A 13,974-nucleotide genomic window follows, 5' to 3' on the forward strand; every position below is an offset into this window, starting at 1 on the left:
AAACCTCAGGTCAGCAGGGTAAGCACGGTCTCGGAGTGGCGGCCCGGCGAGCGCGCCGTGCGGGCCTGCAGCCAGGCCTCCAGGCGGTCCTCCGGCAGCGGGCGCGAGATCAGGTAGCCCTGGGCGACGTCGCAGCCCATCGCCTCCAGCTGGTCGCGCGCGACGTCCTCCTCGACGCCCTCGGCGACCACCGTGAGGCCGAGCGAGTGGCCCAGCTCGACGATCGAGCGGACCACCGCGAGGTCGCCGAGGTCGGTGCCCATGCCGAGGACGAAACTCTTGTCGATCTTGACCTGGTCGACCGGCAGCTGCCGCAGGTAGGCCAGCGACGAATACCCGGTGCCGAAGTCGTCGACCGCCAGCACGATGCCCAGCGAGTGCAGCTCGCGCAGGATCGGCAGCGCCTTCTGCGGGTCGGACATCACGCCGGACTCGGTCAGCTCGAACGTCAGCAGCTCCGGCGGGACGCCGTAGCGCTCCAGCTCGCGGGCGACCTTGTTCGGGAAGTCCTCGTCGGCGAGGTTGCGCACCGACAGGTTGACCGCCACCGAGATCCGCAGGCCCTCGTCGAGCCACTTGCGGCAGCGCTTGAGCGCCTCACCGAGCACGAACCCCGTCAGGACGCCGATCAGGCCGGCCGCCTCGATGGCGGGGACGAACTCGTCCGGGCCGAGCCTGCCGAACTCCGGGTGCACCCAGCGGACCAGCGCCTCGACGCCCGCCACCTGCCGGTTCGGCAGCGTGATCTTGGGCTGGTAGTGGACGCTGACCTGGCCGTCCTCAAGCGACTGCCGGAACTGCGTGACCATCTGGAAGCGGCGCAGGAAGATCTGGCCCATACTCGGCACGTAGCCGCGGACCTCTTCGCCACCCTTCGTGGCGCGGACGGCGACGTCGGCGCGCTGCAGCAGGCCTTCGATGTCGACGACGTCGCCGGACTCCTCGGGCGTCGTCGTCGCGTAGCCGATCATCGCGTTCGCCTCGACCGAGAGCCGGTCGACCGGGTACGGCGCGGACAGCTCCTCGCGCAGCCGTTCCGCCGCCGCGTGGGCGTCCTCGGGCGGGCAGCCCACGAGCAGCGCCGCGAACGACGCGCCTTCGAGGCGGGCCAGCGGGACGTCGGGGCCGAGTGCGTCGCGGATGCGGCGGCCGGCGGCGATCACCATCCGGTCGGCCCAGGCGTAGCCCAGCGCGTCGGACACTGTCGAGAAGACGTCCAGGTCGATCCGCAGCACCACGGCGTGCGCGTAGTCCCGCAGCGGCTCCTTCGCCACCTGCCGGAAGCCCGGCCGGTTGAGGTGCCCGGTGAGCGGGTCGTGGTAGGCGTCGTGCCGCAGGGTGGCGAGCAGCCGCCGGTTGTCCAGCGATGTCGCGAGGTGGCTGGCCATCGTGCCGAGCAGCTGGACGTCGTACTTGCCGAACCCGCGCCAGCGGGACAGCCGGTCGTGCGCCTCGACGACGCCCAGCAGCTGGTTCGCGCTGCGCAGCGGGACGACGAGCGCCTCCTGCGCGCCGCGGTCGAGCAGCGCCGCGCGGACGTCGGGGTTGGCCTCGGTGATCCGGAAGTGCCGGACGTGCGCGCCGGGCAGGCGCAGCAGCGGGTCGTCGGCGGCCGGGTCGGCGACCGGCAGGTCGTCACCGGCGACGACCACGCGCATGGTGTCCTTCGGCTCGAGCCGCAGCCGCAGCACCACCCGGCCCGCGGCCAGCTGGTCCTTGATGCGCTCGGCGATCGTCGCCCACTCGCGGACGTCGACGCCGCCGACGAGCTCGTCGGCCCGGCTGGCCGGGCGCGCCGCGGCTTGCTGGCCGGAGCGGGCCACCATCAGGCTGACGTCGGAGAGCGCCTCCATGTCCCGCTGCTCGCGCAACAGGTCGGAGTAGGCCCAGTACAGCGCGGTGAGACCGAGGAAGACGGCGAGCACCAGCGGCCACGCCTTGGGCGTGTTCGAGATGACGAGGTAGCCGGACAGGCCGACCGACGCGTTGACGAAGCCGACGACCAGGATCCGCGCGGTGAGCCGGACGGCGGTGCTGACCCGCATGCGGCGGCGCAGCACGCGGACCGCGGCCAGCGCGAGCAGCGTGCTCACCAGCGGCGCGGTCAGGGTGCCCGCCAGCGCGGCGACCCACGGGATCTCGTCGCCCGCCCCGGCGCCGACGGCGACCTTCACCAGCCCGGCGACGCCGAACGCGCCGGTGATCTCGAGGAGGAACGCGCCCGCGTTGTAGAGGACGCGGCCGGCGACCTTGCGCGCGAGCAGCGTGCCGATGCCGGCGACCAGGTGCGCGGCCAGCACGACCTCGAACGGCGCGACGAAGAACCCGATGACGAGCGGGATCTCGGTGAAGGAGATGGTCCACGAGATGCCGCTGCGGACGTCGACGTTGATGCCCAGCTGCTCGGCGAGCAGGAACGCGACCGCGAGCACCGGGCCGATCCAGAGCAGCTTGCTGTCCCAGTGGAACGGCAGCCAGGAGCCGACGGCGAACGCGGCGACGAGCCCGAGGCTCAGGACGGCGAAGGTGTACGCGCGGAACCGGCGCTCGTCGGTGCGGGCTTCCGCGGAGACGGCCGGCTGGGGAGGTGCCCCGGAAGCGGCTCCCGGCCCGGGCTGCGCCTGTGCGACGGCGTCGCCGTGGGCGTTGGTGTCCGGCATCCGACCTTCCCTCCCGGCTTGTCCACCGGTGCTGATCCGTGACTTCGGGTGTGGACAAGGGCCATACCGTACCCCGTAGGGCGTACCCGTGTCCCTTTCGAGACAGTAGGAGATCACCCCAGGGTTAACAATGCCTCGATGGCGCTGACCTGCGTGGACCAAGGGGTGAAACGTCGGGCGAACATCAGCCCGGACAGCTCTCTGCGCACGACGGCCCGGGTAGCGCTTCAATGTGCCCATGCACAGCGATGTGATTGCCACCGACCACTCGGCGCGGCTCGCGTCGGTGGATCCCCTGCTCCCCGGTTCTTCTCCGTTCGAGGCAGCCGAAAACGCCGTGGTCCTGGAGGTCGCGACGGGCGACTCCGCCGCCTCCGGGCTCGCCTCGCGCATCCAGGTCGACCAGGACGCCCCCAACGCCCCGTGGCGCGCGCTGACCGAGCACCGGCTCGACCTCCAGCTGGCCGGCCCGCAGCCGGCCGGGGTCCTGGACGCCCTCCTCACCCGATGGGATGAACATCTGCGCGCGGTCGCCGCGCGTGGCGACACCGAGACCGCGGCGGTCGTGCCGCGGGCCAGCCGGGACGGCGCCGGCGCGCGGGAAATGCTGCACCACGGCTTCGCCCCGCTGCGGGTGATCGCGGTCAGGCCGTCCGAGCGGATGCTCCCGGCGACGCCGCTCGGCACCCCCGGCGTCAAGATCCGCCGTGGCGAACCCGGCGACCTCGAGACCGCCGTCGCGCTCGGCATGGAGCTGCACTCCTACGACGCGCAGTACGGCACGGTGAACTGGCGCGAAGGCGTCGAGGACATCCTCGCCAAGGACCTGGCCGAGAAGCTGGACCGGCCGGAGCCCGCCGTGTGGATCGCCGAGCTGTACGGGCGGCCGCTCGGCATGGTGAACGTCCAGCACCCGGGCGAGACCGGCTGGATCAGCGACCGCGTCGCCGCCGGGCGCGTCGGCTACCTGTCTTCGCTGGCCGTCGCGAAGGAGGCACGGTCGTCCGGTGTCGGCACCGCGCTGGCCACCCACGCCCACCAGGTGCTGGACGAGGAAGGCGCCGACGTCGTCCTCCTGCACCACGCGGCGGCGAACCCGCTCTCGACGCCGTTCTGGTACGCGCAGGGGTACCGCCCGCTGTGGACGTACTGGCAGCGGCGACCCGCCGTCCGGTGAACGGCTGGAGGATTACCGGCGGCCCGCTGTCCTTATAGGCTGGCTCCCGGAGAGCGAGGGGAGCCGGAAGTGGCCGATCAGCGGGATTCGGCGCCGAGAGCGCCCGAAGGCGTCGACACCGAGAAGCCGTCCGCGGCCCGGATCTACGACTGGTACCTGGGCGGCACGCAGAACTGGGCGGTCGACCGCGAGTTCGGCAGGCGCATGGAGCAGCAGTGGCCGCTCGTGCGCCCCGGGTCGAAGCAGAACCGCGAGTTCATGAACCGCGCGGTGCGGGCGGCGCTGCGGGCCGGGATCCGGCAGTTCATCGACCTCGGCTCGGGCGTCCCGACGGCGGGCAACGTGCACGAGGTGGTCGAGGCCGAGCTGCCGGAGGACCACGACGCGAAGGTCGTCTACGTCGACTACGAGCCGGTCGCCGTCGCCCACGCGACGCTGATCCTCGAAGAGGGCATGGCGACCGACTGGGCCGGCATCGTCCAGGCCGACATGCGGGACGCGAAGGCCGTGCTGCGCGCCGCGGAGACGAAGCGGCTCATCGACTTCTCCAAGCCGGTCTGCCTGATGATGATGGCGGTCCTGCACTTCGTCGGCCCGGACGACGACCCCCTGGGGCTGCTCAAGGCGTACCGCGACAAGCTCGCGCCCGGCAGCTGGCTGGCGATCTCGCAGATGAGCGAAGGCGACGGCTCGGGTCCGTACCTGGACGGGCTGCGCTGGTTCGTCGAGCAGTACCGCAAGACGAGCAACCCGGTGTGGCTGCGCGACCGCGAAGAGATCGAGCCGCTGTTCGGCGACTGGCCGCTGCTCGAGCCGGGCATCGTGCACCTGCCGGACTGGCGGCCCGACCGGAAGCTGAACGCCCTCGAAGCGGAGGCCCGGCCCTTCGCGTGGTGCGGCATCGCGGAGAAGCCCGGGGCATGACCGAAGGAGCGCCGCTCGCCCCGGCCGGGGTGGACACCGACAAGCCGTCCGCGGCGCGCGTCTACGACTGGTACCTGGGCGGGAACCAGCACTGGGCGGTCGACCGCGAGTTCGGCCGCCGCGTCGAAAAGGTGTGGCCGCTGATCCGGCCGATCTCGCGGCAGAACCGGGCGTTCATGAACCGCGTGGTCTCGGCGGCGGTGGCCGCCGGGATCCGGCAGTTCGTCGACCTCGGTTCCGGCGTGCCGACCGCGGGGAACGTGCACGAGATCGTCCGCGACCAGCTGCCCGCCGGCGAGCGGGCGTCCGTCGTCTACGTCGACTACGAGCCGGTGGCCGCGGCGCATTCGCGGCTGATCCTGGAGCGCGAAGGCGCGTCGGACTGGGCCGGGCTCGTCGAACGCGACATCCGGCAGCCGAAGGGCATCTTCGAAGACGACGTCACGCGGGAGCTGATCGACTGGTCGCGGCCGGTGTGCCTGCTGATGATCACCGTCATGCACTTCATCGGCCCGTCGGACGGCCCGGACAGGCTGGTGGCGGAGTACCGGGCGAAGCTGGCGCCCGGGAGCTGGCTGGCCCTCACGCACGGCACGTGCCGCGACGACGCGCCGCCCGCCCGTGCCGCCGAGGTGCGCCGGTTCATCGAGGCCTACCAGGCGACGTCGAACCCCGCGTGGCTGCGTTCGGCGGCGGAGCTGCTCCCCTGGTTCGGGGGCTGGCCGCTGCTGCCGCCGGGGATGACATCGTTGCCGGACTGGCGTCCGGAGACCCCGCCGAACGCCATCGACACCGAGACCCGCCCCTTTGCGTGGTGCGCCGTCGCGCGCCGGCCATCGCTCTGACCTGCGTATTCACTGATCGCTGTGGGCGAACGCACTCCTGGAAACAAACACACCCATCGGAGAGTTGAGCTAGACAGACTCAACTACACGAGGAGTGCACATGTCCGACACCCGCCTCCTGCCCGTGCTCCCGCTCGATGACGACGTCGTGCTGCCGGGCATGGTCGTCCCGCTCGACCTCTCCGACACCGAGACGCGGGCCGCGGTGGAGTCCGCCCAGGCCAAGACGCCGAGCCAGGCGTCCTTCCCCGGCATCCGGTCCGGCTCGGCCGCCAAGGCCGAGGTCCTGATCGTGCCGCGCGTCCACGGCGAGTACGCCGAGTTCGGCACCGTCGCCACGGTCGAGCGCATCGGCCGCGTGCCCGGCGGCAAGGCCGCCGTCCTGCTGCGCGGCACCGGCCGCGCGGTCGTCGGCCGGATCGCCGACGGCCCCGGCGCCGCGCGCTGGGTGCACGCCGAGGACGCCCCCGAGACCACGGACGACCAGGCCGCCAAGCTCGCGGCCGAGTACAAGGCCGTCGTCATCTCGATCCTGCAGCAGCGTGGCGGCTGGCAGCTGATCGACGCCGTCCAGCAGGTCGAGGACCCGTCCGCGATCGCGGACCTGTCCGGCAACGCGCCGTACCTGAGCACCGAGCAGAAGCTCGAGCTGCTGACCACGTCGGACGTCGGCGCCCGGCTGGAGAAGGCGCTCGAGTGGAGCAAGGAGCACCTGGCCGAGCTCGAGGTGACCGACACGATCCGCAAGGACGTCGCCGAGGGCATGGAGAAGCAGCAGAAGGAGTTCCTGCTGCGCCGTCAGCTCGAAGCCATCCGCAAGGAGCTCGGCGAGCTCGACGGCACCGCGGAGGACGACGACTACCGCGCCCGCGTGGAAGCCGCCGAACTGCCCGACGCCGTGAAGAAGGCCGCACTGGCCGAAGTGGACAAGCTGGACCGGACGTCCGAGCAGTCCCCCGAGGGCGGCTGGATCCGCACCTGGCTGGACACCGTCCTGGAGCTGCCCTGGACCGAGCGCACCGAGGACGTCTACGACATCGCGGCCGCGCGAGCGGTCCTGGACGCCGACCACGCCGGCCTCGACGACGTGAAGGAACGCATCATCGAGTACCTGGCCGTGCGCAAGCGTCGCGCGGAATCGGGTCTCGGCCCGGTCGGCGGACGCCGTTCGGGCGCGGTGCTCGCCCTCGCGGGCCCTCCCGGGGTCGGCAAGACGTCGCTGGGTGAGTCCGTCGCGAAGGCCATGGGCCGCAAGTTCGTCCGGGTCGCCCTGGGCGGCATCCGCGACGAGGCGGAGATCCGCGGCCACCGCCGCACCTACGTCGGCGCGCTGCCCGGCCGGATCGTCCGCGCCATCAAGGAAGCCGGCTCGATGAACCCGGTCGTGCTGCTCGACGAGATCGACAAGGTCGGCGCCGACTACCGCGGCGACCCGACCGCGGCTCTGCTCGAAGTGCTGGACCCGGAGCAGAACCACACGTTCCGCGACCACTACCTCGAGGTCGAGCTGGACCTGTCCGACGTCGTGTTCCTGGCGACGGCCAACGCGCTCGAGACCATCCCCGGCCCGCTGCTGGACCGCATGGAGCTCGTCACGCTGGACGGCTACACCGAGCACGAGAAGGTCACCATCGCCCGCGACCACCTGCTCCCCCGCGAGCTGGAGCGCGCCGGGCTGGGCGTCGAGGACGTCGTCCTGACGGACGCCGCGTTCAGCCGGATCGCCGCCGAGTACACCCGCGAGGCGGGCGTGCGCGACGCGAACCGGACGATCGCCAAGGTGCTGCGCAAGATCGCGACCAAGGTGGCGCTGGAGCAGGTTTCGCTGCCGCTGACGGTGGATTCCCCGGACCTGGAGACCTACCTGGGCCGCCCGCGGCACCTGCCGGAGTCGTCGCTGCCCGCGTCGACCCAGCGGACCGCGACCCCGGGCGTGGCCACGGGCCTGGCGGTGACCGGCGCCGGCGGTGACGTGCTCTACATCGAGGCGTCGCTGGCCGACGAGGAGTCCGGCGCGTCGGGGCTGCAGCTGACCGGTCAGCTCGGCGACGTGATGAAGGAGTCCGTGCAGATCGCGCTCTCCTACCTGCGTTCGCACGGTGCGGAGCTGGAGCTGCCGGTGGGTGACCTGCGCAAGCGCGGCATCCACGTGCACGTGCCGGCGGGCGCGGTGCCCAAGGACGGGCCTTCGGCGGGCGTCACGATGACGACGGCGCTCGCGTCGCTGCTCTCGGGCCGCGTGGTGAAGGCGGACGTCGCGATGACCGGCGAGGTGTCGCTGACCGGGCGCGTCCTGCCGATCGGCGGCGTGAAGCAGAAGCTGCTCGCCGCGCACCGGGCCGGGATGAAGACCGTGATCATCCCGCAGCGCAACGAGCCGGACCTCGACGACGTCCCGGCCGAGGTGCTGTCCCAGCTGGACGTCCACGCGGTGGCGAACGTCCGCGAGGTCCTCGACCTCGCCCTGACCCCGGCTTCGACGCCGGTTTCCCAGGCGGCGTAACCCCGAGCGCCGCCGCCTCCGGAGAGCGGCCGGTTTCCCCTTCCCCAGGGAAACCGGCCGCTCTTCTCGCTCAGACGCGGCGCGCGGCGATCAGGTAGCCGGTGCCGAAGCGGCCCGCGGGGCCGCGCTTGACCGTCCGCTCCGGGTGTGCGCGCCAGCTGCGGTCCCAGCGGCGGACGACCCGGTCGAGCGGCGGGACCAGCCCGTTGACGTCGTAGAACAGCGTGTCCTGCGGCTGCAGCCCGGCCCGCCACAGCTCGTGGCGCAGCCGCCGTGGCCCGTACGCCTCGATTCCCGTGTGGCGCGCCCCGTGGCGCCGCGGAAAACGCAGGGCTTCTTCGATTCCGCCGAGTACCCGGCGCGCCGGCCAGTACAGCCCCCATTCGAACATCCGGTACGGGCTGTGCGGGTTCAGCATCGTGACGACGGCGAGCCCGCCCGGGCGGACCACGCGTGCTATTTCACGCAGCGCCGGGCCGAGGTCGACGTATTCGAGCACGCCCATCGCGAGCGCGACGTCGAAGGTCCCGTCCGCGAACGGCATTTCTTCGATGTTGCCGACCGAAAAACTCGCTTCCTCCCCGACCCGGGTCCTGGCCGCGTCGACCATCGCCGCCGACCGGTCGCACCCGGTGACGGCGAAGTCCCCCGGCCGGTCGTCGAGCAGGTGGCGCACCATCATCCCCGGCCCGCAGCCGACGTCGAGGAGCGAGCCTCCGGGGCACCGGAGGAGCGTCCGATCGACGGCGTGCAGCCGGGAATGGTAGTAGCGCGCGGTGGGTCCCCACCCGGAATAGGCGTCGGCGTAGTCCGCGACGAGCTGGGCATCGGCGTACTGGACTCGCACGAGCTGCTCGCGCGTCGGGCTTTCGAGCGTCCCGGTAACCGGCATGTGCACCTCCACTGGCTGACCTCTGCCACCTGCGGCGGCCCGCAGGCCACTGGCAGGGTCGGGCCGGCCGGGAGAGCCGTTACCGAATAACGGAAGTATTTCGAAATGCGGTCGAAAGGGCGAATGAATCTTCACCCGTTACGCGGACGAATTGCGGCCGTATCGCGGGTTGAAACGGCCTCCGCGTTATTACGCGACAAAATACTCAATCGGAACGAACTCGACGACGTCCGTTTTCCGGAAAACAAACTCCGAGTGTCATCGGGATGAGCGGTGCGCGTATTACGGCACCCGTTCGCCGGAGCGGCGGGAGACCGGGGTCACCGCACGTGCAGACGCAGTCAGCCCGGTGATCGGATCACCGGGCTGACTGGCGTGAAGTGGCGGGTGAGGGATTCGAACCCCCGTAGGCGTAAGCCAACTGGTTTACAGCCAGTCCCCTTTGGCCACTCGGGTAACCCGCCATGGCCGGTCGAACCGGCCGGGGAGAAGCTTACCCAACGGGTTCGAGCGGGGGTCAACCGGGCCGCCCGTCCCCCGGTGGGGGCTAGGCTGGGTGGCCCCTGACAAGCGAGTACGAGGTGTGAGGACACGTGGCGGATCCCTCTTTCGACGTCGTGAGCAAGGTCGACCGCCAGGAGGTGGACAACGCGCTGAACCAGGCAGGCAAGGAGCTCGGCACGCGCTTCGACTTCCGCGGCACGGGCACGACGATCAACTGGGCGGGCGAGGAAGCGATCACCGTCGAGTCCGAGACCGAGGAGCGCGCCCTGGCCGCGGTCGAGGTGTTCAAGGAGAAGCTGATCAAGCGCAGCATCTCCCTGAAGGCCTTCGAAGCCGGCGAGCCCGCGCTGTCGGGCAAGAGCTACAAGATCGCGGGCAAGATCCTCCAGGGCATCGCCTCGGACAAGGCGAAGCAGATCGCGAAGTTCATCCGCGACGAAGGCCCGAAGGGCGTCCAGGCCCAGATCCAGGGCGACCAGCTGCGGGTGTCGGGCAAGAAGAAGGACCAGCTGCAGGAGGTCATCGCCCTGCTCAAGGGCAAGGACTTCGAGATCGCGCTGCAGTTCACCAACTACCGGTGACGCCGCCGCGGGCACCCGGGGCCCGGGTGCCCGCTCAGGACGGCGTCAGCGTCCAGCTCGCTTCGTAGCCGTCCACCTTGAGGTACGCCGGGCCGCGGACGTCCCGCTCCACCTGGATGTCGCCGATCTGGTTCACCAGCAGGTCGTCGTCCTCCGGGGAGTGGACCCAAAGCGCGATGTTGCCGCGGGTCTTGGCCGTGAACTTGACCTTCGTGACGCCCGTCGGCACGCGCAGTACCGCGTCGCCCTTGCCCGTCGTGTCCTTGGCCGCCTCTGCTGTCGGCAGGCTCCGGTAGTCCGCGATCGTCGCCGTCCAGGGTGCGTTCGCGTGGACCGTCACGTGCTTCGCCGGGCGGTCCGGGTACATGTTCAGCCACGTCGTGCCGTGGTAGGGGCCGATCGCGTTGACCACGCCGTGCTCGCCGCCGTCGGTGTCGACGATCACGTTCGCCGAGCACTTCGGGCAGTCGAACGTGAAGAAGCCCAGCTGGTCCGCCGGCCAGCTCGTCTGGAACTCGCCGCTGCTCTTGCCCGTGTGCGTCTCCGTCGGCACGTCGCGCGGGCCCGGCGGCGCGGACGTCGTGGGCACCGGCACCTGCCGCGGGGTCGGCGTCACGATCGTGCCGAACCCGGTGGCGGGCGCGCACGCGGACGTCAGGACCACCAGCAGCAGGCAGGACAGCCGGAATTTCATCGTTCCCCCTCGGGGCCACCACGGCCCTCTGGTGATCTTTCGACGGCCTTTGCCCCGGCGTTACCGTCGCCGTGTGTGATCAATCACCCGGAAGTGCGGATCAAACCCCTCGAACGCGCGAATGGGCCGCGTGACTGTCCACGAAGGACCCGGGCCGCGTGCTGTAATCGCGCGGTCACCGCGTGGAGAGGGTCAGGATGCGCCGCTTGCTCGCCTTCGTGCTGTCGGTCACCGTGCTCGGGGCGACCCTGACCCCCGCGAGCGCCGCCGAGCGCAAGCAGCTCCTGCCCGGCTTCGGCTCCTACGCGCGCCTGATCCGGCTCGAGCACTCCGTCCTGGGGCGCGGGCGCATCATCGCGTCGCTGACCAGCGAAGATTCCGGCGGCAAGTTCACGCCGATCATGGAGAGCTCCGACGAGGGCGAGACGTTCCACCAGATCGGCGCCATCCACGACCCCGACGGCCGGTACGGCATGTGCTGCGGCACCGTCTACGAGCTGCCGCAGCGGGTCGGCCGGCTCCGCGCGGGCACGCTGCTGTGGGCCGCCTCCTACGGGCAGGACGCCGGGCCGCAGCGGCGCGTCGCGATCAAGATCTGGGCCAGCAAGGACGGCGGCCGCTCGTGGAGCTTCCTGTCCGAGGCCGCACGCTCGCACAACATCGACGGCGTCTGGGAGCCCGAGTTCACCGTCGACGCCGGCGGCACGCTCTGGCTGCACTTCGCCGACGAGACGCAGGCGCCGAAGTACGCGCAGGTGCTCAACCGGGTCGCCTCGACCGACGGCGTGAACTGGGGCACCAAGCAGCTCACCCTGGCCATCCCGCCGGACCGGGTCCGGCCCGGCATGCCGATCATCCGCCGGCTGCCCGACGGCCGGTACTACTTCGCCTACGAGATCTGCAACTTCCGCGACCGCTACTGCGACCCGTACTTCAAGATCTCGCCCGACGGCGCCAACTGGGGCAGCCCCACCGATCCCGGCACCCGGGTGAACACCGCCACCGGCAACTACTTCCAGCACGCGCAGACGATCGCGCTGTTCCCCGGCGGCCCGAACGGCGTGCGGATCGTCATGGTCGGCCAGATCTACACCAACGCCAAGGGCGAGCCGCAGCCGAAGAACGGCCAGGTCCTCCTGGCGAACGACACCTTCGGCAGCGGCAACTGGTACGAGCTGCCCGCGCCGGTGCGCATCACCGGCATCTACAACAACTTCTGCCCCAACTACTCCTCGACGCTGCTGCCGGTCGACGACGGCAAGAACGTCCTGGAGATCGCCACCGAATACAACTCCGGCTGCAAGGCCTACTTCGGCAAGGGGCCCGCCTTCTGAACTGCCTTCTTCGGCACCGGACCCGCCTTCCGCCCTTCACCCGGCCGTAGAGTGGGCCCGACGTCGGACTCGAGGAGGCAGTTCATGAAGGGCATCGTGCTGGCCGGAGGCAGCGGGACACGCCTGCACCCGATCACCCAGGCGGTGTCCAAGCAGCTGCTGCCGGTCTACGACAAACCGATGGTCTACTACCCGATCTCGGTGCTGATGCTGGCCGGCATCCGCGAGATCCTGATCATCTCCACCCCGGCCGACCTGCCGAACTTCCGCAAGCTGCTCGGCAACGGCGACCAGTTCGGCGTCTCGTTCTCCTACGCCGAGCAGGCCAGCCCGAACGGCCTGGCCGAGGCGTTCGTGATCGGCGCGGACTTCATCGGCGGCGACGACGTCGCGCTCGTGCTCGGCGACAACATCTTCTACGGCCAGGGCTTCTCCGCCCGCCTGCAGGAGGCCGTGCGGAGGCTCGACGGCTGCATCCTGTTCGGGTACCCGGTGAAGGACCCCGAGCGCTACGGCGTCGGCGAGGTCGACGCGGACGGCAAGCTGGTCACCATCGAGGAAAAGCCCGCGAAGGCGCGGTCGAACAAGGCGATCACCGGGCTGTACTTCTACGACAACGAGGTGGTGGACATCGCCCGCGCGCTGAAGCCGTCGCCGCGTGGCGAGCTGGAGATCACCGACGTCAACCTCACCTACCTGCGCCAGGACCGCGCGTCCCTGGTCGACCTCGGCCGCGGGTTCGCCTGGCTCGACACCGGCACGCACGACTCGCTGCTCGAAGCGGGTCAGTTCGTCCAGGTGCTGGAGCACCGCACGGGCGTGCGCATCGCGTGCCTGGAGGAGGTCGCGCTGCGGATGGGGTACATCGACGCCGACGAGTGCTACGCACTGGGCGCGAAGCTGGCGAAGTCCGGCTACGGCGACTACGTGAAGGCGGTCGCCGTCGCGGCGGGGGCGTCGGCCTAGAAGCCGCCCGGCCCCCGGCTCGCCATTTCCTCGAGCCGCCGGATGCGGTCGGCGATCGGCGGGTGGGTCGAGAACAGCTTGCTCAGACCCTCGCCGGGCCGGAACGGGTTCGCGATCATCAGGTGCGACTGCGACACCAGCTGCGGCTCGGCGACCAGGGGCCGCGCCCGGGTGCCGGCGTCGAGCTTCCGCAGCGCCGAGGCCAGGCCCAGCGGGTCGCCGGTGAGTTCCGCGCCCGACGCGTCGGCCTGGTACTCCCGCGACCGGCTGACGCCCATCCGGATGACGGCCGCCGCTATCGGGCCGACGAAGATCAGCATCAGGCTGACCAGGGGGCTGCCGTCGCGGTTGTTGCCGCCGAAGAACAGCGCGATGTTCGCCAGCACGCTGATCACGCTGGCCAGCGCGCCCGCGACGCACGAGATGAGGATGTCGCGGTTGTAGACGTGGGACAGCTCGTGGCCGAGCACGGCCCGCAGCTCGCGCTCGTCGAGCAGTTCGAGGATGCCGGTGGTGCAGCACACCGCCGCGTGCCGCGGGCTGCGGCCGGTGGCGAACGCGTTCGGCGCGGCCGTCGGGCTGAGGTAGAGCTGCGGCATCGGCTGGCGGGCGACGTGCGCGAGCTCGCGCACGATCCGGTACATCGCGGGCTGCTCGACCTCGGACACCGGCCGCGCCCGCATCGCGCGCAGCGCCAGCTTGTCCGAGTTGAAGTAGGCGAACGCGTTCATCCCCAGGGCGACGACCAGGCCGATCACCAGCGCACCGCGCCCGAAGAGCCCGCTGATCGCGACGATGATCGCCGACAGCAGGCCGAGCAGCAACGCCGTCTTCAGTCCGTTCTGGTGCCCGTGCACGCGCGCTCGCCTCCGTCCGCTTCCGAAGTGGGTTACC

At 70.9% G+C, this 13,974-nt stretch carries 11 protein-coding genes and 1 tRNA gene; 7 read left to right on the forward strand and 5 right to left on the reverse strand.

The features are described from left to right. Positions 1 to 5 precede the first annotated feature (5 nt). Positions 6 to 2,660 (reverse strand): putative bifunctional diguanylate cyclase/phosphodiesterase, encoded by a 2,655-nt coding sequence (locus tag ACWEN0_RS32975; RefSeq protein WP_451982466.1) that lies wholly within the window; start codon positions 2,658 to 2,660, stop codon positions 6 to 8. A gap of 238 nt (positions 2,661 to 2,898) precedes the next feature. Here ACWEN0_RS32975 and ACWEN0_RS32980 point away from each other — a divergent pair, with 238 nt between their 5' ends. From ACWEN0_RS32980 to lon, 4 genes are all read left to right on the forward strand, one after another. Then, complete coding sequence (locus ACWEN0_RS32980; RefSeq protein ID WP_451982469.1) at positions 2,899 to 3,837, forward strand: GNAT family N-acetyltransferase; 939 nt, start codon at positions 2,899 to 2,901, stop codon at positions 3,835 to 3,837. 69 nt (positions 3,838 to 3,906) lie between these two features. After that, a complete protein-coding gene (locus tag ACWEN0_RS32985; protein ID WP_451982472.1) occupies positions 3,907 to 4,761 on the forward strand; it encodes an SAM-dependent methyltransferase in 855 nt (284 codons plus the stop codon). Continuing rightward, complete coding sequence (locus ACWEN0_RS32990; protein WP_451982475.1) at positions 4,758 to 5,606, forward strand: SAM-dependent methyltransferase; 849 nt, start codon at positions 4,758 to 4,760, stop codon at positions 5,604 to 5,606. Before ACWEN0_RS32985 ends, ACWEN0_RS32990 begins: the two co-directional genes overlap by 4 nt. A gap of 100 nt (positions 5,607 to 5,706) precedes the next feature. Then, positions 5,707 to 8,109 carry an endopeptidase La gene (gene lon, locus ACWEN0_RS32995; protein WP_451982478.1) on the forward strand — a complete coding sequence of 801 codons (2,403 nt, stop codon included), beginning with the start codon at positions 5,707 to 5,709 and terminating at the stop codon, positions 8,107 to 8,109. A 70-nt stretch (positions 8,110 to 8,179) separates the two neighbouring features. Here lon and ACWEN0_RS33000 read toward each other — a convergent pair whose 3' ends face one another. Together ACWEN0_RS33000 and ACWEN0_RS33005 are read right to left on the reverse strand one after the other, a co-directional pair. Then, positions 8,180 to 9,001, reverse strand: coding sequence for a class I SAM-dependent methyltransferase (locus ACWEN0_RS33000; protein WP_451982481.1), 822 nt, complete (start codon positions 8,999 to 9,001; stop codon positions 8,180 to 8,182). Between the two features lie 381 nt (positions 9,002 to 9,382). After that, positions 9,383 to 9,465: transfer RNA gene (locus tag ACWEN0_RS33005), tRNA-Tyr, on the reverse strand. Positions 9,466 to 9,594: 129 nt separating this feature from the next. Between ACWEN0_RS33005 and ACWEN0_RS33010 the strand changes: the two genes are divergently transcribed. Further along, positions 9,595 to 10,086, forward strand: coding sequence for a YajQ family cyclic di-GMP-binding protein (locus ACWEN0_RS33010; RefSeq protein ID WP_451982484.1), 492 nt, complete (start codon positions 9,595 to 9,597; stop codon positions 10,084 to 10,086). Positions 10,087 to 10,120: 34 nt separating this feature from the next. On the opposite strand, the gene ACWEN0_RS33015 is transcribed toward ACWEN0_RS33010, so the two are convergent. Further along, positions 10,121 to 10,780, reverse strand: a complete 660-nt coding sequence (locus tag ACWEN0_RS33015) for a hypothetical protein (RefSeq protein ID WP_451982487.1) — start codon at positions 10,778 to 10,780, stop codon at positions 10,121 to 10,123. Between the two features lie 197 nt (positions 10,781 to 10,977). Between ACWEN0_RS33015 and ACWEN0_RS33020 the strand changes: the two genes are divergently transcribed. After that, a complete protein-coding gene (locus ACWEN0_RS33020; RefSeq protein ID WP_451982489.1) occupies positions 10,978 to 12,114 on the forward strand; it encodes a sialidase family protein in 1,137 nt (378 codons plus the stop codon). Between the two features lie 84 nt (positions 12,115 to 12,198). Then, positions 12,199 to 13,080 carry a glucose-1-phosphate thymidylyltransferase RfbA gene (gene rfbA, locus ACWEN0_RS33025; RefSeq protein ID WP_451982491.1) on the forward strand — a complete coding sequence of 294 codons (882 nt, stop codon included), beginning with the start codon at positions 12,199 to 12,201 and terminating at the stop codon, positions 13,078 to 13,080. On the opposite strand, the gene htpX is transcribed toward rfbA, so the two are convergent. Further along, the gene (gene htpX / locus ACWEN0_RS33030) at positions 13,077 to 13,937 is read right to left on the reverse strand and encodes a zinc metalloprotease HtpX (protein WP_451982494.1); all 861 of its coding nucleotides are present in this window, start codon (positions 13,935 to 13,937) and stop codon (positions 13,077 to 13,079) included. The genes rfbA and htpX overlap by 4 nt on opposite strands. Positions 13,938 to 13,974: the final 37 nt, after the last annotated feature.

Source organism: Amycolatopsis sp. NPDC004378 (genome assembly GCF_053602455.1).

Bases quoted from the DNA above. Each gene is read 5' to 3' on its own strand.
- ACWEN0_RS32990 (WP_451982475.1), top strand. From the start codon at position 4,758: ATGACCGAAGGAGCGCCGCTCGCCCCGGCCGGGGTGGACACCGACAAG.
- ACWEN0_RS33015 (WP_451982487.1), bottom strand. From the start codon at position 10,780: ATGAAATTCCGGCTGTCCTGCCTGCTGCTGGTGGTCCTGACGTCCGCG.
- rfbA (WP_451982491.1), top strand. From the start codon at position 12,199: ATGAAGGGCATCGTGCTGGCCGGAGGCAGCGGGACACGCCTGCACCCG.
- ACWEN0_RS33020 (WP_451982489.1), top strand. From the start codon at position 10,978: ATGCGCCGCTTGCTCGCCTTCGTGCTGTCGGTCACCGTGCTCGGGGCG.
- ACWEN0_RS32980 (WP_451982469.1), top strand. From the start codon at position 2,899: ATGCACAGCGATGTGATTGCCACCGACCACTCGGCGCGGCTCGCGTCG.
- ACWEN0_RS32975 (WP_451982466.1), bottom strand. From the start codon at position 2,660: ATGCCGGACACCAACGCCCACGGCGACGCCGTCGCACAGGCGCAGCCC.
- ACWEN0_RS33000 (WP_451982481.1), bottom strand. From the start codon at position 9,001: ATGCCGGTTACCGGGACGCTCGAAAGCCCGACGCGCGAGCAGCTCGTG.
- lon (WP_451982478.1), top strand. From the start codon at position 5,707: ATGTCCGACACCCGCCTCCTGCCCGTGCTCCCGCTCGATGACGACGTC.